We start from the raw sequence: 21,250 nt of genomic DNA on the forward strand, positions 1-21,250 counted from the left end.
CCTCGCCGCGGGCAGCGTCGAGTTCGGTGCCAAGGGCGGCCGCAAGGTCATCAACATCGTCGGCGCCGACGCGTAAGTCTCGGTTCGCCAGTTCGACTAGCGGGTCACCTTCGGGTGGCCCGCTTTTTCGTGTCCGCTTTTCTGCCCTGACCCATTGAGTTGGGCAATAACTCGCCAACGACTCGAACGGGGGCCTCGCCCCGTGAAAGATGCCCGACTAGTGTCGAGCGGGTTCAAGACATGTTCAGGCACGGTTTACCGACTCGCGCGGTGACGTTCACCGTACGACCAGCCCACCGATGGTGAACTTGTCTCCGAACACAATGCACAAGCGTGAGCGTCAAGGTCGTCCACGTCAGCCTGCTACACAAGTTATTCGCGAATGTGAGAACCATGGGTCTCCGCACGGCCGAGCATGCTCGGCCCGACCACTTCCTCCTTCACCTCAGCGACACCCACCTCATCGAGGGTGACGGCGACCTCTACGGCGACGTCGACAGCGAATCGAGGCTCCGCCAGATCATGGCCGAGCTCGAAGACTCCGGTGCCCGGCCCGAGGCCATTGTCGTCACCGGAGATCTGGCCGACAAGGGCGAGGCGGGTGCGTACCGCAAGCTCCGTCAGCTCATCGAGCCGATCGCCTCTCGTCTGGGAGCGCAGATCATCTGGGCGATGGGCAACCACGACGATCGTGGTGCTTTCCGACAGGAGCTCTTCGGCCAGATCCCGAGTTCTCGACCGGTCGACCTCGTCTACGACGTCAATGGCCTCCGAGTCATCACCATCGACACCACCGTTCCCGGCAAGCACTACGGCGAACTCAGCGGAGACCAGCTCGACTGGCTCGCCGAAGAACTCTCGACGAATGCTCCCGACGGCACGATCCTCGCCATGCACCACCCGCCCGTTCCCAGCATCAAAGACCTCACGGTCCTGGTCGAACTCCGCGATCAGGCGGCTCTCGCCGAGGTCATCGAGGGCAGCGACGTCCGCTCCATCATCGCGGGCCACCTGCACTTCTCGACCAACGCGATGTTCGCCGGGGTTCCGGTTTCAGTGGCGTCGGCTACGTGCTACACGGCTGACCTGAACATCCCGACCGATGCCACGCGTGGTCAAGACGGTGCCCAGTCGTACAACCTGATGCACGTCTACCCGGAGACGATCGTCAACTCGGTCGTGCCGATCGGGAGCTACCGCACGGTCGGCGAGTACGTCGGGCCGGAGCAGGTCGCCGCCAAGCTCGAAGCCGCCGGCATCCGGATTCCTGAGGCGCGTCCGCGTCACCGTGCCGAGCAGACGGCCGAGATCGTCGTGCCGACGCGCGACCTGTCGCTGACCGGCCCGATCGGCACCCTGTAGGGCGGGTGTAGCCGCCGAAAACGACCCTCAGGCCTCCCAGGGAGCCTTGAACGGGAAGTAGCGCTCCAGGAAGTCGGTGACGACAGCGGTGCGCTCTTCGTCGGTCACCTCGGGGAACGATCCGTCGTTGAGGCAGAAGAAGTCGTACGACCGCTTCTTCAGCAGCTCCGAGAGGAATGCGAGCCCCGACACCATCGTGGTGTCGACGTAGCTGACCTTGGCATTCTCTTGCACGATCGCACGGCCCGTCATCAGGGCGTAGTAGTGGTACAGCGAGTTCGTCACCGAGATGTTCGAGGCGGCCCGGAACGGCGATGCGGCGGTTGCCCGGAACTCTTCGGCGAACTCGTGCTCCATCTCGGTCAGCACGCTCTTTCGAAGCGGCGCCGCCGTGTGCTCGAGGTGCCGGGTCGTGACCCGACCGAACCGCTGCTGCAGAAGCGCGCGATTGACACGCGCGGAGTTCTCGAACCCGCTGCGCTCGGCGTTGTTGAGGCCGAGGCCGATTCGCGTCGCAGCCTCTATGAACTTCGTCACCGAGCCCGGCGAGAAGAACATTCCCGGTGAGACGGGACGCCCGAAGAACATGTCGTCGTTCGAGTAGAGGAAGTGCTCGCTGAGACCCTTGATGTGGTGCAGCTGCGACTCGACGCCCTGCGAGTTGTGGGTCGGCAGCACGGAGGGGTCGGCGAAGAACTCCTCGCTTCGCACCACGCGCACGCGCGGGTGGTCGGCGAGCCATTCGGGTGCGGGTGAGTCGGTCGCGATGTAGATGTTCCGCACCCACGGCGCGAACATGTAGACCGATCGCAGGGCGTACTTGAGCTCGTCGATCTGGCGGAAGCGGGCCACGGAGTCGTCGCCCTCCCCCACCACGTGGCTCGTCGCTCGCGCGGCTCGCGCGCGCTGGTACTCGACGGAGTTGCCGTCGACCCAGGAGAAGACCATGTCGATCTCGAAAGTGATGTCGGTGGCGTGATCGTCGAACATGTGCTCGAGCGTCACCCAGTCCATGCCGTAGCGCTCGATCGGCGTTTCGACGGCTTCACCGCGGGGTAGCTCGCGGCGCATGAGCGAGTTCTCGACCGGAGCCAGCACTTCGGTCTCGGTCATGATCCAGAATTCGATCTGGATCGCGGATCCGGCACCGTAGCGGAGGCGGCCGATGGGTTCGACCCGGGGGCGGTAGATGCGCAGGACGCGCTCCGACTCAGGGCCGAGGCCGTCGGTCGAGACGAGTTGGGCACGCTGCTTTCCGGGCTTTGAATAGAACGGCTCGGTTCCGGCGGCGGCCGCAAGGGCCTCTTCGAACTCGGCACGACGAGTGATCTCGAGCGCGATCACCGGTCGGTCGTGGTTGCCGCGCACAAGGAGGTGCGGAATACGCGCCTCGTCGAGCACGCGTTTGACGAACGCCAGGTCTTCGAGCATGGACTGCTGCGGAGTCAGGTGCCCGTTGAGGAGCGTGTATTGCCCCTTGCGGATCACGAGGTCGTCTCGATGGAGAGTGAGCTCTCGACCGTCGGGTTTCGAGCGGGGGGTCAAGAGGGGACTCTCCGCTTGGTCGACGATCTCCGTGCCCATTCATACTCCAGTCTTGCGACGGCCCGGGTTGGCCGTTCGTGCAATCACACGATTTTACTCTGATTCGCACCTACTGATGCGAACGGGGTGCGCTCACCCCGAAAGGTGACAAGGATCCGGCTCAGCGAGGTTGCGGAGACCGGGAGCCCGGGCCCGTCGACGTCGCTTCGGGCGACGGCACCTTGATCCGGATGCCCGCCGCGATGAACACGGCCGCTGCGATGAACTGCAGGCCCTGCCACAGCTGGCCGGTGAGGGGAATGACCCACACCGGGTTCCAGACGACGGCGATGGCGGCCAGGAACGGCAGATAGAGGTACGCCCGCCCACGCCAGGCGAAGACGAGCACGATCAACGCGAGGATCGACACCACGTATCGGAACCCGACGAAGGCCGGCGAATGGATCAGGGTAGCCCCGGCCACGAGCGCCACGGCGGCGAGGAGCCCCGGGGCGAGGGCAGGCCGCAAGAACGCAGCCTTCTGGGGTGTGGGCATGGCCCCAGCCTACCGGCGACTACGGCTGGCGGATGATCGTGATGGGGCGGCTCATCGGCGGTTCTTCGCGCAGTCGCTCAAGCCCTGGGCGGAGCTCGTCGAGCCAGGCGTCGTACCCGGCCTGCGTGAGGTGGAGGCCGTCGTCGGTGAAGTCGGGGTTCAGGATCCCGTCGGTCGCCAGAGCGGGCCAGAGGTCGAGATACTGAGCGCGGACGGTTGCCGCGAATTGGCGCAGGTGTCGGTTTGCGTCGCGAATGCGGTCGCTGAACTCCGGTTGGCGCGGCGCGATGGACTGCAACAGGAGCCGGACGCCCGGCAGCATGCGACGCAGATCGACGAGGATCGTCTCGACGGCGCGCACGACCTGTTCGACCGACCGCTTGGAGGCGAAGTCGTTCGTGCCGATGAGGAGGACGATCGAGTCGGGGTCGGCTGCGACCACCGCGTCGAGTCGCGCCTGGACATCGGCGGTCGTGTCGCCCCCGACGCCGAGGTTGACGACATCGTCGCCCGGGAACCAGGCCTGCCAGTCACCGCCCTCGGTCAGACTGTCTCCGAGGAATACCAGCTTCTCGCTCATCGTCATCAATTACCCTTCTGCGCGGCGACATCGGTCCGAGTGGCTTCGGTGCCATCGGCAACCGTGCCCTGCTCGGCCGTTGCGGCGATCCTATTCAGCATGCCCGAGAAGATGACCCCGTGGAAGGGCAGGATCGCGAACCAGTACAGTCTGCCGCTCAGCCCCTGTGGAAAGAACACGGCGCGCTGGCGGTAGTGAGAGCCGCCGGGACGCTCCTCGACGAACATCTCGAGCCAGGCCTTGCCCGGCACCTTCATCTCGGCGCGGAGGCGGAGGAATCGGTCCCGGTCGATCTTCTCCACACGCCACCAGTCCAGGGCGTCGCCCGGGCGCAACGAGGTCGCGCTCCGCCGCCCGCGCCGCAGCCCCACTCCCCCGACCAGCCGGTCCATCCACCCTCGGGTGGCCCAGGCGAGCGGGAACGAGTACCACCCGTTCTCGCCACCGATGCTCTCGATGACCTTCCACAGTTCTTCCGGGCTCGCCACAGTGTCGCGCTCACGATCGTCGGTGTAGACGGTGTGTCCCGACCAGTCGGGGTCGCTCGGAAGCGGATCGCTCGGGGCCCCGTAGATCGACGAGTCTTGCCAGCTCGTCTCGACCTCGCCGTCTCGCATCTTGCCGAGCGCGAGGCGCACGGCACGGCGGTAACCGGTCAGTCCGCCCTCCGGGGCCGGAATGAGTGCCTCGATGTCGTTCTCGCGCACCACGCAGTCGTACTGGAGCGACTCGATGATCGGCACGGCAAGGGCGCGAGGAATGGGAGTGACGAGGTTGACCCACTGCGAGGCGAGCCACGGGGTCAGCACGGGAAGAGGGGCGATCGGCCGCTGCTTGAGACCCGCCTCGACCGCGTAGCCGTTCATCATCTGGCCGTAGCGCAACACGTCGGGGCCGCCGATGTCGAATGTGCGGTTGACGTCGGTCGGGGCATCGGCCGAACCCAGCAGGTAGTGCAACACGTCGCGGACGGCGATCGGCTGGATGAAATTGCGCACCCACTTGGGCGCCGGCATGTAGGGCAGCACGTCGGTCAGGTGACGGATCATCTCGAACGAGGCCGAGCCGGATCCGATCACCACCCCCGCCTGGAGGGCGACGGTCGGCACACCGCTCGCCAGGAGCGTGTCGCCCACCTTCTTTCGGGACTCCAGGTGACGAGACAGGTCGCCCTCCGGGTGGAGCCCGCCGAGGTAGACGATCCGCTTCACGCCCGCCGCGGCGGCTGCGGTGGCGACCGTCTGCGCGGCCTGGAGTTCGGCCTTCTCGAAGTCGCCGCGACCGGCCATGGCGTGCGCCAGGTAGTAGACCACGTCGACATCCGCCATCGCCGCGCCGACCGACTCGCGATCGGTCAGGTCGCCCTGGGCGACCTCGACGGTGTCGGCCCACGGAACGCCGATGAGCTTGTCCGGGTTGCGCACGAAGACGCGCACGTCAAAGCCCGCCTCGACGAGACGGGGGGCGAGGCGACCGCCGATGTATCCGGTGGCTCCGGTGACCAGGGCGCGCCGACCCGTTCCGGTGACCGCGCTGGATCCTGCGTTCTGTGAGGGCATTCGCTCACGGTACGCCGTTGCGCTGCGGCTGGAGTCAGGCACGGGGCCTCGGGAGGACGCCAGAACGAACTAGGGACGGCCGCGAAGCGGCGGGGGCTACAACAGCAGGCCGCGAACCGTCTCGACGTCGTCGGCCATCTGAGCGATGAGGGCGGGCATGCCGGCGAAACGCACATTGCCGCGCAGGTACCGCACGAACTCGACGGTGATCTCAGCGCCGTAGAGGTCGGAGTCGAAGTCGAGCACGTACGCCTCGACCTGCTTCTCGGGCACGCCGTCGAACGTCGGGTTGTTGCCGACCGAGACGGCCGCCGCGCGAACGGTTCCGTCGATGATCACCCGGGCCCCGTAGACCCCGTCGGCCGGCACGAACCCCTCGCTGCGGGGCTCGATGTTCGCCGTCGGGTAGCCGAGCTCGCGGCCGCGCTTCTCGCCGTGCACGACCACCCCGCGAACCGAGGGAGCACGTCCGAGGAGCACGGTGGCCTGGTCGATCTTGCCCTCGTCGAGGAGTTCGCGGATCCAGGTCGACGACACCCGCCGCTCGGGCCCGTCGGGATCACCCGGGACGGTGAAAGCGGGGATGAGGACGTCGGGGATGAGTTCGACATCGAAGCCTCGACTCCGACCGAGCTCTCGAAGCACGTCGACCGTGCCGGTGCCCCGCACTCCGAATCGGAAATCGGAGCCGACCAAGACGACCTCGGCTTGGAGCGCGCCGACGAGGATCCGGTCGACGAACTGCTCCGGGCTGAGCAGTCGGAGCTGCTCGTCGAAGGTCAGCAGGAGGGTGGCCTCGACACCGGTGCCGTCGAGCAGCTCGCGCTTCTGGCGGTTGCTCGTGAGGGCCGCGGGAACGGAGCCCGGGTGCAGCACGGCGAGAGGGTGCCGGTCGAATGTCACGACGGCCGAGACGAGATCTCGCGCTCGAGCGACGTCTTCGAGGGCATTGATCACCGCGCGGTGCCCCAGGTGCACCCCGTCGAACTTGCCGATCGTCACAGCCGAGGGCCCGAACCCCGGCGGGACTTGGTCGACGCCCGCGAAGAACTCCACGGCGCTCAGGCGTCCTGGACGGCCGGATCGTCGGCGGCGACCTCAGCGTTGTGGCCGGGGCGCGTGTGGCGCAGCCAGAGCATTCCGAGAATGGGTAGCACGAGAGGCACGAAGCCGTAGCCGATGCCGAAGTAGCTCCACACGGTGGCGTGATCGGAGTGCGCGTACTGCGAGCTCGGAACGAACACCGACGGGTCGATGATCGACAGCAGGCCCACGAGCACGACGCCGACGAATTCGAACGAGATCGTCGCCCAGGCGATGGCGTACCAGCGACGCCCGGGCATGATCAGCGCGATGGTCGCCATGATGTAGATGACACCGGAGAGGGCGCTGAGCGAGTAGGCGAGCGGAGCCTGGTCGAACTGAGTGCTGATCTGGAACACCGACCGTGCGGTCGCCGCAAGAGCGAGGATCGCGTAGACCGCGATAAGGACGCGGCCGATGCCGACTGCTCGTGTTGAAGTCTTCTGAACCATCACGTCCTAGGATATGGCCCCGGCGGCATTCGGGGTGACCGTGCGCCGTCGCGACTCAAGCTCAAGTCTTACTGGACGGGCGTGACGATGGGCGTTTACCTCGTCGCGCGGAACTAAGCAGTCCAGATCTGGAGCATTCTCACGATCATCACGGCGACCGCGAACGCCCCCGCCCCCATGACGACGTTGCTCCAGCGCGATCGATCGACGAGCGCCCACACGACCGCCAGAGGGGGAAGCAGCAGGGCCACCACGAGGTAGATGTAGAACTCGACGACGCTGCCGGTCGCCTGGTTGCCCGCGAACGGTGCGACGATCGCGACCACCAGCTGCACCAGCAGGAGCACCTCGATCAGCGCCATCGCGCCGACGGTGTAGTCGTTGGGCTGGCGCTTGGCCAACCCCATGACGATGCAGAAGAGGGCGACGGCGGTGGCGATTCCCGCTTGCACCCAGGTGAACCAGTCGATCATGCGCGTACCTCGTCGGTGGGAAAGTTGATGATCGGCTTGGCGCGCCCCTGAGCCACCGAGACGAGCCCCAGAAGGCGGCCCTCGGGGGTGATCGCGGCGACCGGGCCAGGTGTGTCGTCGCGTTGGACCTCGAGCTTCTTGCCGTGGCCGAGGTCGATGGTCTGCTGGGCATCGAGCTGGAGGACGTCGAACAGGATCCTGGCCACGTCTGCGGGGTGCTGCAAACGGGCATCCACGGCGTCGGCATCGAGGTCGTCGACGGCTACGCTTCCGTCGACGCCGAACGGGCCAATTCGCGTGCGCCGCAGGGCGGTCAGATGCCCACCGACTCCCAGAGCCGACCCGAGGTCGCGCGCCAGAGCCCTGATGTACGTGCCCGAGGTGCAATCCACCACGACGTCCAGGTCGATCACCGGTGTGCCCTCATGGGTTGCGTCTCGCCGCTCGACGACGTCGAAGCGCGAGACGGTCACCGGTCGGGCCTTGAGCTCGACGTCGATGCCCTGCCTGGCGAGGTCGTAGGCACGTTTGCCGTCGACTTTGATGGCGCTGACGGTCGTGGGCACCTGCAGGATGTCGCCGGTCAACGGTGTCATGGCCTCGAGGATCCGATCGCTCGCCAGGTCGGCAGCCCCGGTCACCGAGAGCACCTCGCCGTCGGCATCGTCACTCGTGGTCGACACACCCAGCCGGATCGTCGCCTCGTAGGTCTTGTCGAGGCCGACGACGAACGTCAGGAGCCGCGTCGAGGAGTTGATGCCGACGACCAACAGGCCTGTGGCCATCGGGTCGAGCGTGCCGGCATGGCCGACCTTGCGCGTATCGGCCGCCTTGCGCACACGGGAGACGACGCCGTGGCTCGTGATGCCCTGCGGCTTGTCGACGAGAAGAATGCCGCTGTTCACGGGGCCCGAGTCTACCGGCTGCCCGAGGTGGTCAGCAGGCGTCGTCGAACAGGCGGCGCGGGTGCTCGGGGTCGGTGTTGTCGATGACGGCCTGCGCGCGACGGCGACCCGCGGGGCTCCGGTCGGCGGTCTCGCCGCCCTCGACCCAGACGGAGTAGTTCCAGAGCACCGACAATTCGTCGCGACCGCGAAGAGCGTCGTCGACGATCAGGACGGCATCGTCGGGGCCTGTCACCCAGGTCGATTCGAACTCCCGGTCGGCCGCGGCGTCGAACGCCGCGGGCACCCAGGACGCGCTGCCGCCGAGGCGGAACGGCTCGATCAACATGCGGCGGAGCTTGGAGACATCGACGGCGCGATCGTCTTGCAGGCGCTCCCGCTCGGCGCGCGGCAGCAGGAAGTCGCGCAGCGAGGCGCGGAACCCGGCGTGACCGGCCTCGGCCACTGCCTGGACCAGGTCGTCCGCAAACGCCCCCGCAGCCTCGCTGTCGGGCCCGTCGACCGCGATGAACGTGCGCCCCCGCCCGTAGTTGTGGAGGATCTCGTCCGCCAACGCGCGAACGGTGTCTTTTTTCTCGGGTGCCCAACGGATCATGCGGCAAAGCCTAGGCTCGTCGAGTGACAATCTCCCCCGCAATCGTGGCCTGGTTTCGTGAGAACGGCCGCGACCTGCCGTGGAGGCGGCCCGGCTTCTCTCCATGGGGCACACTCGTCAGCGAATTCATGCTGCAGCAGACGCCCGTGGTCCGCGTCATCCCGAAGCTCGAAGCGTGGCTGGAGCGCTGGCCTACCCCGGCAGCACTGGCCTCCTCCCCCGCCTCGGAGGCGGTCCGCGCGTGGGACCGCCTCGGCTATCCCCGGCGCGCCCTCAACCTGCACGCCTGCGCCGTCGCCATCACCGATCAGCACGGCGGTGAGGTGCCCTCCGACGTCGACGCACTCCTCGCCCTGCCCGGCATCGGCGACTACACAGCTCGGGCCATCGCCACCTTCGCCTTCGGGCTGCGTGTTCCCGTCGTCGACACCAACGTTCGCCGCGTGCTCGCCCGAGCCGTCGAGGGTCGGGCCGAGCCGGCCTCGCCGAACGCCAAGCACGATCTCCCCCTCATGGAGTCGCAGCTACCGGACGACCTGGCCCTGGCCCACGACACCAACGCCGGCGTCATGGAGCTCGGCGCCCTCGTCTGCGTGGCTCGAAACCCGCGCTGCGACGACTGCCCGCTGCGCGATCAGTGCGCGTGGGTGCTGGCGGGCAAGCCGGCGCACGAGGGGCCCGCTCGACGCACACAGAAGAAGTACGAGGGGTCGGATCGCCAGGTGCGCGGACGGATCCTCGGTGAACTGCGCGCCAGCGACATCCCTGTCACGGCCGCCGAAGTCGATGCCGTCTGGCCCGACGCGGCGCAGCGGGCGCGAGCGCTCGCGAGCCTGCTGCGCGACGGGCTCGTGACGGGCTCAGCGGCGGCGGGCTACACGCTGCCGGAATGACGAAACCCGCACGATCGGCGCAACCACCCCGGCTAGGCGGAGGGTCTGTGCCGATTGTGCGGGCCTGTGCCCTTATTTCTCGGGCTAGCGCTCGTCGGGCTCGTCGTCGGCGATCTCGCGCGGCTTGACGTACGGATCTTCGTCGCCCGCGTACTTCGCCGACGACGCCAGCGACTGGGCCGCAGCGTCGCGCTCGCGTGCCTCGATCAGGAGCGCGTCGATCGCCGCTGCGTTCTCGGGGATGCCATCGGGGATGAACTCGAGCGACGGCGTCAGTCGAGCTGTGATGTTCTTGCCGACCTCGGTGCGGAACATGCCCGTCGCCGACTTGAGAGCCGCAGCCGTGTCGGCCCGCTCCTCGTCACTGCCATAGACCGTGTAGAAGATCGAGGCGTGCTGCAGATCGCCCGTGACCTTCACGTCGGTGATGGTGACGAAACCGATGCGCGGATCTTTGATTCCGCGCTCGAGACGTCGGGCGACGATCTGCTGAATGCGATCGGCCATCTTGCTGGCGCGCTGTGCGTCGACCATGGTGTGCTTCTTTCTTCGTGCCGGGAACGGGCCCGCTGGATCGAAGGATCCGGCGGGCCCGCTCTATTGCTCTCGTGAGAGGCGCTGCCACACGTTAGACGCGGGGCTTCTCGACCATCTCGGTGGTTTCGATCTCGTCGCCGATCTGGATGTCGTTGAACTTGCCGAGACCGATACCGGCCTCGAAGTCAGTCCGCACCTCGGTGACGTCGTCTTTGAAGCGACGCAGCGAGTCGATGGCCAGACCGTCGGCGATAACGACACCGTCGCGGATGACCCGCGCCTTGGCGTTGCGCGTGATCGTTCCGGACCGGACGATGACACCGGCGATGTTTCCGACCTTGGAGGAGCGGAAGATCTCGCGGATCTCGGCGACACCCGACTGGACCTCTTCGAACTCGGGCTTGAGCATGCCCTTGAGCGAGTTCTCGATGTCTTCGATCGCGGCGTAGATGACCGAGTAGAAGCGGATGTCCACTCCTTCTCGAGCAGCACGCTCGCGCGCCTTCGTGTCGGGCCGAACGTTGAACCCGATGATGACGGCGTTGTCGACCGTTGCGAGGTTGACGTCGCTCTCGGTGACGGCACCCACACCACGGTGGATGATGCGCAGCTGCACGCTGTCGTCCACCTCGATCTTGAGCAGCGACTCCTCAAGTGCCTCGACGGCACCGGAGACGTCACCCTTGATGATGATGTTGAGCGCTTCGACCTTGCCCTCTTCGAGTGCGCGGGTGAAGTCTTCGAGCGAGATGCGCTTGCGGGCCTTGGCCAGCTGGGCGTTGCGCTCGACGGCTTCGCGCTTCTCGGCGATTTGACGGGCCGTGCGGTCTTCTTCGGTGACGAGGAAGGTGTCACCGGCACGAGGAACGCTCGAAAGGCCCTGCACCTGAACCGGACGCGAGGGGTAAGCCTCGTCGACCGGGTCGCCGTTCTCGTCCATCATGGCGCGGACGCGGCCATAAGCCGTTCCGGCGACGATGGCGTCTCCGACCCGGAGGGTACCGGACTGGATGAGGACGGTTGCGACGGCACCGCGACCCTTGTCGAGTCGCGCCTCGATGGCGATACCACGAGCATCTTTATCGGGGTTCGCACGCAGGTCGAGACCGGCGTCGGCGGTGAGAAGAACCGCCTCGAGCAGCTTGTCGATGTTTTTGTGATCGCGAGCCGACACGTCGACGAACATCACGTCTCCGCCGTACTCCTCAGCGACCAGACCGTATTCGGTCAGCTGCTGACGGACCTTCGCCGGGTTGGCGCCGTCTTTATCGATCTTGTTGACCGCGACCACGATCGGCACGCCGGCCGCCTGGGCGTGGTTCAGGGCCTCGACCGTCTGCGGCATGATGCCGTCGTCAGCCGCCACCACGAGGATCGCGATGTCGGTGACCTGGGCACCACGAGCACGCATGGCGGTGAACGCCTCGTGACCCGGTGTGTCGATGAAGGTGATGGCGCGCTCGACGCCCTCGTGCGGAGCCCACACCTGGTAAGCACCGATGTGCTGCGTGATGCCACCGGCTTCGCCGGCGACCACGTTGGCATTGCGGATCGCGTCGAGGAGGCGCGTCTTACCGTGGTCGACGTGACCCATGACCGTGACGACGGGGGGACGGATCTCGAGAACGGATTCGTCTTCGTCGTCGAGCTCCTGCTCGAGGTCGATGTCGAAGCCCTCGAGGAGCTCCTTGTCTTCGTCTTCGGGCGAGACGACCTGGATCGAGTAGCCGAGCTCTTCGCCCAGCACCTCGAACGTGGCCTCGTCGAGCGACTCAGTCGCCGTCGCCATCTCACCGAGGTGGAACAGCACCGTGACGAGGTTGCCGGGGCTGGCATCGATCTTGTCGGCGAAGTCGCTGATCGACGCGCCGCGGCGCAGTCGGACTACCGTCTTGCCGTCACCGCGGGGAACGCTGACGCCACCGAGCGACGGCGCCTGACGCATCTCGAATTCGGCCCTCTTCGTCCGCTTCGACTTGCGTGCCTTGCTCTTGCCGCCACCGCGACCGAATGCACCAGCGGTACCACCACCGGGGCCACGGCCGCGACCGCCGCCACCGCCGCCGGCAGGGCGCGGAGCGCCGAAGCCGGGACGGAAACCACCGGGAGCACCAGCACCTGCGCCAGCACCGGCTGCACCGGGACGCTGGAAACCGCCGCCACCGGGACGACCGCCGGCACCGGCCGGACGCTGGCCGAAGCCGCCGGGTCGAGCGGGGCCGCCGGGACGAGGAGCACCCGGACGGGGAGCACCGGGACGAGGAGCCTGCGGGCGCGGGCCCGCTGCTCCGCCGGGACGGGGCATGCCGGCCGCGGGAGCGCCGGTACCGCCCGGACGAGGAGCGCTCGGGCGCCCCATGCCCTGGTTGGACGAGTAGGGGTTGTTGCCGGGGCGCGGGGCGCCGGGGCGGGGCCCACCGGGAGTCGGGGCGCCCTTGGCCGCGGCCGGCGCATCGACGTCGGCCTTGGGGGCGTTACGAGCGGCCTCGGCCTGAGCCTGACGCTCGGCGACGGTGAGCGGGGCCGGGGTCACGACGGCGTCGGCCGCAGGGGCCTCGGCAACGGGAGCCTCGGCGGGGGCGACGGTCTCTTTGGGAGCCGCCGGGCCGGGGGTCGGCGCAGCCGGGCGAGGAGCGCCCGGGCGAGGGCCGCTCGAAGCGGGAGCCTTGGTGGGCGTCGCCGCCGCGGCGGCCGGAGCCTTGGCCGCGGGGGCATCGGCCGGCTTGGCCTGCCCGGCGAACGCAGCGCGGAGCTTGCGTGCGACGGGGGGCTCGATGCTTGAAGACGGGCCCTTGACGAACTCGCCCATCTCTTTCAGCTTCTCGAGCGCGATCTTGCTTTCAATACCGAGCTCGCTTGCGATCTCGTGTACGCGTGGTTTAGCCACTGTTCTCCTGTCTCGGGCCTCCACCCGGATAGGAGGAAGCCATTAGTGCTGGACGCAACTCATTTCGAGGTGCTCATTAGTTGTCCATAAGCCGATCAGCCTGTTCTTTCGGCGGCCGGGCGAGGTGCCCGGACGCGTGGTCGTAAGGGTTCTTACGGGAGGGATGATTCGTTGGGGTTGTTGACGCTCTGCTCGTGCCGTTGCAGGTAGAGGAGCAAGTCGCCAGTGTCGGGTTCTGCGTCGAGCCGGAGCGCTCGGCGAAAAGCCTTGCGCCGGACGGCCGTCTCGTAGGCCTGCATCGTTGGCATCAACCAGGCACCCCTGCCCGGTTCGGTGGCCGACGCATCTGCGATAACGCGGCCATCTCGGGCGACGACCCTCAAGAGAGAGGACCGTGGAGCGCGCGTTCGAGTACCGATGCACGTTCTGACGGATTCCATACTACTCCCCTGAGCCCGTGGCGCCAGGGACGCCACGGGCGAACGAACTCGATTATCTGCAGATCGAATCGGTCGACGGCCTCAGTCTTCGAGGATCGAGTCGGGCTGGATGTCGATGCGGGCACCCGTCAACTTTGCCGCCAGACGGGCGTTCTGCCCCTCCTTGCCGATGGCCAGCGACAGCTGATAGTCGGGTACGAGGGCCCGGACGGCCTTGGTGGCGGCGTCGATCACGAAAGCGCTCGACACCTTGGCGGGCGAAAGAGCGCTGGCGACGAACGTCGGCAGGTCGGGCGAGTAGTCGACGATGTCGATCTTCTCGTTGTTCAGCTCGGCCGTGACCGCGCGCACTCGCTGACCGAGCTCGCCGATGCAGGCACCCTTTGCGTTCACACCGGGCTCTGTCGCACGAACGGCCATCTTGGTGCGATGGCCCGCCTCGCGAGCGAGCGAGACGATCTCGACGACGCCCGACGCGATCTCGGGGACCTCGAGTGCGAAGAGCTTCCGCACCAGCGAGGGGTGGGTGCGAGAGACCGTCACCGACGGACCCTTCAGACCCTTGGAGACGCTGGTCACATACACGCGAATGCGGGTGCCGTGCGCGTAGTTCTCACCGGGCACCTGCTCTTCGGGAGGCAGGATCGCCTCGAATGAGCCGAGGTCGACGTGGATCATCCGCGGGTTCGGCCCCTGCTGGATGACGCCGGCGACGATCTCGCCCTCGCGCCCCTTGAACTGGCCGAGCACCTTGTCGTCGCCGATGTCGCGGAGACGCTGGTTGATGACCTGCTTCGCTGCGAAGGCAGCGATTCGGCCGAAGTCGTCGGGCGTCTCGATCGCCTCTCCGACGACCTCGCCGTTCTCGTCGCGCTCGATCGAGAAGACGGAGACATGACCGGTCTTGCGGTCGAGCTCGACACGGGCGGAAGGCGTCGACGGGTGAGAGTCGGCGCCCTCGGACTGGTCTTCGTGCTTGAGGTAGGCCGTGAGGATGGCCTGCTCGATGATCTGCACCAGTTCATCGAAGGGAATCTCGCGTTCGCGCTCCATGAGTCGCAACACGCCAAGGTCGATATCCACTTGGAAAGCCTCCTTTTTTAATTGTCGCGAATGTGGCGGTGGCCGATTCGCAGACCTCAGCCTACCGGGTGGGAGGGAGAAGGCCGAACAGCGGGAGTGGAGGGCGGCCGGCATGGCAGATGGCCGGGTTCACGACGCTGAAGGGTCGCTCCGCTCCCTTCGGACTCCTTGAGATGGAGAGGCTCAAGGCAAAAAGGCGCTTCGCTGCCTTCGCCCGAGCCTAGGCGCGGGGCGCAGTCAGCGCGGCGACGGCCTCGGCGATCGGCACCGGCCTGCGCTCGCCCGTGCGGCGATCCCAGAGCTCGACGATGCCCTCACCGGCGCTCCGACCGACCACGACGATCTGCGGGACTCCCAGCAGCTCGGCGTCACCGAACTTGACCCCGGGCGACACCTTCGGACGGTCATCGAAGAGCACGTCGAGTCGAGCGCCCTCGAGCGCCGACACCAGCTCTTCGGCGACCTCGTAGACCACCGCGTCTTTGCCGGTCGCGACGACGTGGACGTCGAACGGTGCGACGTTCTCGGGCCAGATCAGGCCCTTGGCGTCGTTGTTCGACTCGGCGATGATGGCGAGGATCCGCGTCACTCCGATGCCATACGACCCCATCGTGACGGTCACCTGCTTGCCATTCTCGTCGAGCACCTTCAAGCCGAGCGCTTCGGCGTACTTGCGGCCCAACTGGAACACGTGGCCGATCTCCATGCCGCGAGCCGTCTCGATCGGGCCGGAGCCATCGGGAGCGGGGTCGCCCTCACGCACCTGGGCGGCCTCGATGACGCCGTCGGCTGCGAAGTCGCGACCCATGACGAGGCCGGAGACGTGCACGCCCTCGGCGTTGGCTCCGGTGACCCAGGCGCTGCCCGAGACGATGCGGGGGTCGACGTAGTAGCGGATCCTGCTCTCGGATTCTGCGCCGAGCACCTGCGGCCCGATGTAGCCCTTGACCAGCACGGGGTTCTTCGCGAAGTCTGCTTCGCCCGCCGCCTCCACCTCGGCCGGTTGGAAGGCAACCTCGAGGCGCTTCATGTCGACATCGCGATCACCGGGAAGCCCGACGGCAACGATCTCACGGGTGCCGTCGAGGTGCGTCAGGGCCACGATGACGTTTTTGAGGGTGTCGGATGCCGACCACTCCCCCGTCGCTCGCGGGTGGGCAGTGTTCATGTGGGCGACGAGCGTCGCGATCGTCGGAGTGTCGTGCGGCTCGAGCTCGGTCGCGGGTGCGAGACCCTCGATGGGAATGCTGTCGGGGACGATCGTCGTGAAGGCCTCGACGTTGGCCGCGTAGCCGCCCGCCGAACGGACGAACGTGTCTTCGCCGACAGGGGTCGGGTGCAGGAACTCCTCGCTGCGGGAACCGCCCATGGCACCGGCATCGGCCTTGACGATGACGTACTCGAGCCCGAGGCGCGCGAAGATCCGCTCGTAGGCGTCGCGCTGCTTCTGGTAGCTCGCGTCAAGACCGGCATCCGACGCATCGAACGAGTAGGCGTCTTTCATCGTGAACTCGCGGCCGCGCAGGAGACCGGCGCGGGGGCGTGCCTCGTCGCGATACTTGTCTTGGATCTGGAACAACGTCAGGGGCAGGTCTTTGTACGACGAGTAGAGGTCTTTGACGAGGAGCGTGAACGCCTCTTCGTGCGTCGGCGCCAGCAGCAGGTCGGCGTCTTTGCGGTCTTTCAGACGGAACATACCCTCGCCGTACTCCGACCACCGGCCGGTCGCCTCGTAGGGCTCACGGGGCAGGAGGGCGGGAAAGTGCACCTCTTGAGCGCCGGCGGCCTGCATCTCGTCGCGGATGATGGCCTCGATCTTCGCCTTCACCCTGAGACCGAGCGGCAGCCACGCGAAGATGCCCGGGGCCTGTCGGCGGATGTAGCCGGCGCGCACGAGCAGGCGGTGGCTGGTCACCTCGGCGTCGGAGGGATCTTCACGAAGCGTGCGGACGAAGAGCTGAGAAAGACGAGTGGTCACGCGCCAAGCCTAGCGAGGCCGAGACCGGGCCACCGCGACCGCTACCAGGGCTTGCCGGAGTAATCGCCGTCGTTCTGGTCGAATTGCCGGTTGCGATCGTTGTTCTCCTGCTGCTGCTTTTGGGCGTCGCCGTTCTGCTGCTGCAACTGGTCGAGCGGGTCTTTGCCGGAGCTACCAGACGAGCCGTCGCCGTCTTGGCTGTCGCCCTGACCGGAACCGTTGGACCCTGACCCGGAGTCACCTTGGCCGTTCTGGTCGCCCTGCCCCTGGTCACCCTGGTTCGAGCCGCCCTGCCCTTGGCCGCCGTCTTCTCCGCCGGAGCCCTGCTGCTTCTGCTGAAGGCGCGCCTTCTCGTCGTCGAGCGGCTTCTTGGTGGGAGGGGTTCCGGCTCCGTCGGAGTTGTCGAAGCAGCCGTCGGGCGAAGCGTCGATTAGTGCGAGGGCCTCGGTGTAGAACTTCGCCGAGCTCGTCTGGTCGCCGTCGAGGCGCGCGCTGTCGCCCTGTTGCTCGACGACGAGCGCGAGGTTAGTACGGATCTTGCAGACCGCCCGGACGTTCGCGACCGGCACCAGCTGCAGAGCCCGCTCGAACTCACCACGGGCATCGACGATCACACCGACCCCGGCGAGCCCGGTGCCGCGCTCGAAGTGGCGTACCCACGGCTCGATGACGTTGACGGGAGCGAGGCCGTCGCTGATGGTCGTGGTCTGCTCGTAGGCACCGCGATCGTACGTCGCCTGAGAGAGCGCGGCCAAGGTGGGCAGGCTGAGCAGCTTGAGTGCCACCAGCACGATCAGAACCACGGGAACGAGCGACCACCAGAGGAGTCGACGGCGATACCGCCGACGGTAGGCGGCGAGGTCGGCCGGAACCTGCGGCTCCGAGACGTCGTCGATGCCGTCGGGCGGCGGGGGCGGTGCGACCTGCGGCAGAAGTGTCGTGCTCATCGGCGAACACCTCCGGCCGGTCGCGTTCTCGACTGGGCGCGACTGCCGACGCGGGCCGGGCGGATGTCGCCGAGAGCGCGGGTGACGACGGCGATCTCGACGAAGAGGAGGAGGAAGAGCGGAATGGCGAGGATCCAGTACAGGTCGCGGGTGTTCTCCGTGCGTCCCGCAGAACTCACCACGTGGCCCTTCTTCTCGTCGTCGACGACGGAGGCGAGCGATGCACCCGACTCGCGGTGCAGATAGGGCACGCCAAGCTGGGAGGCGATGGCTTCGAGCTTGGGCTGGTCGATCTTCGAGACCGCATCGGGCGAACCGGCGGCGGTCCGGTCTTGGATGTACCCCTTCTGCGAGTACTGGTCTCCGTAGCCGTCGAACACCTTCATGCGGCCACCGGCCGCCGTGCCGTACCCGAGTACTCCCCCGCCGTCGGTGGCGTTGCGCGCCGAAGCGAACGAACCGGGTGCCGCCTCGACCGTCTGCTCGCCGTCGCCGAGGTAGTAGACGACGTTCGCGCGTCGGGGGTCGCTCTTGTGAGCGGCCTCGAGCTTTTCGGTCAACAGCGACGACGCCTCTGAGATGGTGCTCCCGTGCGAATAGGTCGTGATCTCCTGTCGCATTGCCTTCACCGTCGAGATGACGGCGGAGGAATCGTCGGTGAGGGGCACGCGCTGCAGGGCGTCGGAGTCGAAGGTGATCAGCGAGAAACGGGCCCCCGCGAGCTCGCCCGTGAGAGCCTCGATGTCGCTCCGCATCCCGTCGAGGCGCGGCTTGGAGCCGTTCCAGTCTTCGGCTGCCGAACTCGACGTGGTGTCGACGACGAAGAACACGTTCAACTCGGCCACCGAGGCCTGCGAGGTGCCGCCCGGGATTCCGGGGCGTGCGGCGATGACCATCAGAAGCGCCACGACCACCCCGCGACGGACCCAGGCGAGCGCCAGACGGCGACTTGACCGCTCGGCGACGATGCGCCAGGCGACGAAACCGAGGAGGACCACGGCAGCGATGACGAGCACTGGAAAGGGAAGCACGGGCTTGAAGACGAGGAAGCTCACAGGCGCACCCTCCAGAGCAACCCCAGCGCACCGATCACAAGCAGTAGAGCGGCGATGGCGAAGGGCGCCGGGTGATCCGCGATGACGAGACGCTTGGCACCCGTGAAGAGCCCGGCCTCCTGTGCGCCGATCTTCTGGACGATCGACGGGACCGTGTCGCTCGACGACAGCCCGTAGAAGCCACCCCCGGTGGAATCGACCGCTGTCTTGAGCTCGGTGGCGACCTTGTCGGGCGAGCCGTCGGCCGAGTAGTCGACCGGATCGATCGCGTAGACGCGCACGTCACGCTTCTTGGCGAGGGCGGCACCCTGCGTGAGCGTCAGGATCGGGCTTCCGTTGACGTAGTTGTCGGTGGCCAGCACGATCGACTTCGGGCGCTTGCCCGAGTCGTCGCCGTCGAACCCCAGTACGCACGACGCGAGACCGTCTCCGATCAGCGAGGCGCCCTGGCCGAGGTCGGTGCCCGTCCAGTAGCGAAGTCCGCTCTCCCCCTGCGACCGGAACGAGTCGCGGTAGCTCGTGAGCTGGCTGCGCACGTAGTCGTAGTCGTCGGTGAGCGGAAAGACCTGCACGGCCGAACTGTCGAAGACCGTCAACCCGATCCGCTCGCCGTCGAGCCCCTTGGCGAGCGTGGCGAAGGTGTCGACGATGCGCGCGTCGACGTCGGTCATCGAGCCGGACACGTCGAGGCAGAGCATGATGTCGCGCTTGTACGACTGAGGCTCGACGACGTCGCGACTGGCCACGCGGGAGGAGAGCAGCACTCCCGCACCGGAGGCGACGACCACCACGACGAGCAGGGCGGACAGGAGCGCTCGGTACCGACGGAGGACGCGGCGGTACTCCGGCAGCTCGGTGAGCCGCTCGCTGTGAGCGACGGGGGTTCCGTCGCGGTGGAGCCACTCGCGAGTGCGGCGGCGCCAGCGGACGTAGACGAAGGCGCCGACAATGGCGGCACCGATGGCCGCGAGGGGCATCCACCAGAAGATCAGCTCCACGAGTGCACCACCTGACGCGCCTCGGCGATCGCGGCATCGGGATCTCCCGGGTGCTGCTTCTGGAAGGCGGGCGGGTAATAACGCTCCACTGCGCGAGTCACCGACGGCAACGGCGTGCGACGGAGGTCGTCGAGCGTCATGACCTGCGCGTCAACCCCGGCCGCCTCGGAGGCGAAGAAGCGGAGCAGCAGGCTGAGGCGGCTGTGCACGGCACGCTCGTCGAGACGCCCTGCAGAGGACTCCGACCCGACCTCGTCGATCATGGCGGAGTACTTCCGTTGGAGTTCATGGAGATCGACCCGAGGTGCCGGGCCCTCGACAACCGGCCGAGGGACTCTCGTCGCAGAGAAGCGCACGACGAAGACGTACCAGGCGGCGACGAGCGCCAGGAGGAGGACTCCGACGACGAGATAGAGCACCCAGCGGTCGTACTGGGTGGGGCCGAAGAAGCCCCTATCGCCCAGCACGGCGCTGCTTCTCGAGAAGGGTGAATAGGCCGGCGACAACCTCGCCCTGTGATGCGACGCGGTGGCTCGTGACGCCCAGCTGACGCAACTCGTGCTCGGTCGCCTCGACGGTCGTGGCCGCCGTCTGCTCGAAGAGGACCTGGAGCGATCGATTGGAGCGCACGTACGCCGGAAGCGCCGCCACCTCCTGCACGTCGTAGACCGGCGCGCCCATGGTCGCGCGGCGCATGAGGTCGGCATCCCCGATCGTCAGCCAGAGGAGTTCGTGGCGGACGCGGAGCCGACGCAGTGCGGAAACGTGCTCGTCGGTGAGTCGCCCGTCGTCGGTGACGATGAGGATCATCGAACGGGTGGTCAGTCGGCGAGCAACGTGCTCGAGCAGCCCCAGGACGTCGCTGTGGGGAGCATCGAGAGTGATGCGCTCGTCGACGACGCGCAGGAGGCGCTCGAGATGCTCGTCTTTCTGGCCGGACGGAAAACTTTGGACGCCGCTCTCGTCGCCGACCACGAGCGAGACGACGTCGCCGTGACCGGTGGCGATCGACGCCAGAGCGCCCGCCGCCATGATGGCGATATCTTTTTTCGCTTCCCCGCTCTCGGCGGTGGCCGCCATGTTGCGGCCGGTGTCGACAACGAGCACCAGGCTGTGCCGACGCGACGCGATGTAGCGCTTGACGAGGGGCTCGCCGTGTCGCGCGGTCGCCTTCCAGTCGATGTCTTTCACCTCGTCGCCGGGGACGTAGGCGCGCAGATCGTCGAAGTCGTGGCTTCGACCCCGGTAAACCGACGCGTAGCCGCCCTCGAGCAGGTCGAGGGTTTTGCGAGTCGCGAAGAGGCTCATCTTCGTCTTCACCCGGAACAGGAGGCCCGCCATGA

The 21,250-nt window shown here is 67.2% G+C and carries 21 protein-coding genes; 2 read left to right on the forward strand and 19 right to left on the reverse strand.

Annotated elements, in window-relative coordinates:
• The first annotated feature begins 393 nt into the window (after positions 1 to 393).
• On the forward strand, positions 394 to 1,362 hold the full coding sequence (locus ASF54_RS02555) for a phosphodiesterase (protein ID WP_055958437.1): 969 nt from the start codon (positions 394 to 396) through the stop codon (positions 1,360 to 1,362).
• A gap of 27 nt (positions 1,363 to 1,389) precedes the next feature.
• On the opposite strand, the gene ASF54_RS02560 is transcribed toward ASF54_RS02555, so the two are convergent.
• The 9 genes from ASF54_RS02560 to ASF54_RS02600 form a co-directional block, all read right to left on the reverse strand.
• Positions 1,390 to 2,946 carry a stealth conserved region 3 domain-containing protein gene (locus tag ASF54_RS02560; RefSeq protein WP_055958440.1) on the reverse strand — a complete coding sequence of 519 codons (1,557 nt, stop codon included), beginning with the start codon at positions 2,944 to 2,946 and terminating at the stop codon, positions 1,390 to 1,392.
• A gap of 121 nt (positions 2,947 to 3,067) precedes the next feature.
• On the reverse strand, positions 3,068 to 3,442 hold the full coding sequence (locus ASF54_RS02565; RefSeq protein WP_055958443.1) for a DUF6804 family protein: 375 nt from the start codon (positions 3,440 to 3,442) through the stop codon (positions 3,068 to 3,070).
• Between the two features lie 19 nt (positions 3,443 to 3,461).
• A complete protein-coding gene (locus tag ASF54_RS02570) occupies positions 3,462 to 4,022 on the reverse strand; it encodes a GDSL-type esterase/lipase family protein (RefSeq protein WP_235480909.1) in 561 nt (186 codons plus the stop codon).
• A 5-nt stretch (positions 4,023 to 4,027) separates the two neighbouring features.
• A complete protein-coding gene (locus tag ASF54_RS02575) occupies positions 4,028 to 5,581 on the reverse strand; it encodes an SDR family oxidoreductase (RefSeq protein WP_055958449.1) in 1,554 nt (517 codons plus the stop codon).
• A 96-nt stretch (positions 5,582 to 5,677) separates the two neighbouring features.
• Positions 5,678 to 6,637: a bifunctional riboflavin kinase/FAD synthetase gene (locus ASF54_RS02580; RefSeq protein ID WP_055958452.1), complete on the reverse strand. Its 960-nt coding sequence runs from the start codon at positions 6,635 to 6,637 to the stop codon at positions 5,678 to 5,680.
• Between the two features lie 5 nt (positions 6,638 to 6,642).
• Complete coding sequence (locus ASF54_RS02585; protein ID WP_055958455.1) at positions 6,643 to 7,116, reverse strand: hypothetical protein; 474 nt, start codon at positions 7,114 to 7,116, stop codon at positions 6,643 to 6,645.
• A 113-nt stretch (positions 7,117 to 7,229) separates the two neighbouring features.
• Entirely contained in the window at positions 7,230 to 7,589 is a 360-nt protein-coding gene (locus ASF54_RS02590; RefSeq protein WP_055958458.1) for a hypothetical protein, read from the reverse strand.
• Entirely contained in the window at positions 7,586 to 8,494 is a 909-nt protein-coding gene (gene truB / locus ASF54_RS02595) for a tRNA pseudouridine(55) synthase TruB (RefSeq protein WP_055958461.1), read from the reverse strand. Before truB ends, ASF54_RS02590 begins: the two co-directional genes overlap by 4 nt.
• 31 nt (positions 8,495 to 8,525) lie before the next feature.
• A complete protein-coding gene (locus ASF54_RS02600; protein WP_055958464.1) occupies positions 8,526 to 9,089 on the reverse strand; it encodes a hypothetical protein in 564 nt (187 codons plus the stop codon).
• 23 nt (positions 9,090 to 9,112) lie between these two features.
• On the opposite strand from ASF54_RS02600, the gene ASF54_RS02605 reads away from it, so the two are divergent.
• On the forward strand, positions 9,113 to 9,982 hold the full coding sequence (locus tag ASF54_RS02605) for an A/G-specific adenine glycosylase (protein WP_055958467.1): 870 nt from the start codon (positions 9,113 to 9,115) through the stop codon (positions 9,980 to 9,982).
• Between the two features lie 84 nt (positions 9,983 to 10,066).
• Here ASF54_RS02605 and rbfA read toward each other — a convergent pair whose 3' ends face one another.
• The 10 genes from rbfA to ASF54_RS02650 all read right to left on the reverse strand — a co-directional run bounded on the left by rbfA (position 10,067) and on the right by ASF54_RS02650 (position 21,248).
• Positions 10,067 to 10,516, reverse strand: coding sequence for a 30S ribosome-binding factor RbfA (rbfA, locus tag ASF54_RS02610; RefSeq protein WP_055958471.1), 450 nt, complete (start codon positions 10,514 to 10,516; stop codon positions 10,067 to 10,069).
• A 94-nt stretch (positions 10,517 to 10,610) separates the two neighbouring features.
• On the reverse strand, positions 10,611 to 13,406 hold the full coding sequence (gene infB / locus ASF54_RS02615) for a translation initiation factor IF-2 (RefSeq protein WP_055958474.1): 2,796 nt from the start codon (positions 13,404 to 13,406) through the stop codon (positions 10,611 to 10,613).
• 152 nt (positions 13,407 to 13,558) lie between these two features.
• Complete coding sequence (locus ASF54_RS15995) at positions 13,559 to 13,846, reverse strand: YlxR family protein (RefSeq protein WP_084815890.1); 288 nt, start codon at positions 13,844 to 13,846, stop codon at positions 13,559 to 13,561.
• 81 nt (positions 13,847 to 13,927) lie between these two features.
• Positions 13,928 to 14,929, reverse strand: coding sequence for a transcription termination factor NusA (nusA, locus tag ASF54_RS02620; RefSeq protein WP_055958477.1), 1,002 nt, complete (start codon positions 14,927 to 14,929; stop codon positions 13,928 to 13,930).
• A 220-nt stretch (positions 14,930 to 15,149) separates the two neighbouring features.
• Positions 15,150 to 16,907 (reverse strand): proline--tRNA ligase, encoded by a 1,758-nt coding sequence (locus tag ASF54_RS02625; RefSeq protein WP_055958480.1) that lies wholly within the window; start codon positions 16,905 to 16,907, stop codon positions 15,150 to 15,152.
• 41 nt (positions 16,908 to 16,948) lie between these two features.
• On the reverse strand, positions 16,949 to 17,854 hold the full coding sequence (locus tag ASF54_RS02630) for a hypothetical protein (RefSeq protein WP_055958484.1): 906 nt from the start codon (positions 17,852 to 17,854) through the stop codon (positions 16,949 to 16,951).
• Positions 17,851 to 18,909, reverse strand: a complete 1,059-nt coding sequence (locus ASF54_RS02635) for a vWA domain-containing protein (RefSeq protein WP_055958486.1) — start codon at positions 18,907 to 18,909, stop codon at positions 17,851 to 17,853. Before ASF54_RS02635 ends, ASF54_RS02630 begins: the two co-directional genes overlap by 4 nt.
• Entirely contained in the window at positions 18,906 to 19,907 is a 1,002-nt protein-coding gene (locus tag ASF54_RS02640; protein ID WP_055958488.1) for a VWA domain-containing protein, read from the reverse strand. Before ASF54_RS02640 ends, ASF54_RS02635 begins: the two co-directional genes overlap by 4 nt.
• On the reverse strand, positions 19,898 to 20,374 hold the full coding sequence (locus ASF54_RS02645; RefSeq protein WP_055958490.1) for a hypothetical protein: 477 nt from the start codon (positions 20,372 to 20,374) through the stop codon (positions 19,898 to 19,900). Before ASF54_RS02645 ends, ASF54_RS02640 begins: the two co-directional genes overlap by 10 nt.
• Positions 20,361 to 21,248 carry a DUF58 domain-containing protein gene (locus tag ASF54_RS02650; protein WP_055958493.1) on the reverse strand — a complete coding sequence of 296 codons (888 nt, stop codon included), beginning with the start codon at positions 21,246 to 21,248 and terminating at the stop codon, positions 20,361 to 20,363. Before ASF54_RS02650 ends, ASF54_RS02645 begins: the two co-directional genes overlap by 14 nt.
• Positions 21,249 to 21,250: the final 2 nt, after the last annotated feature.

Source organism: Frondihabitans sp. Leaf304, from assembly GCF_001423105.1.
Lineage (GTDB): Bacteria > Actinomycetota > Actinomycetes > Actinomycetales > Microbacteriaceae > Frondihabitans.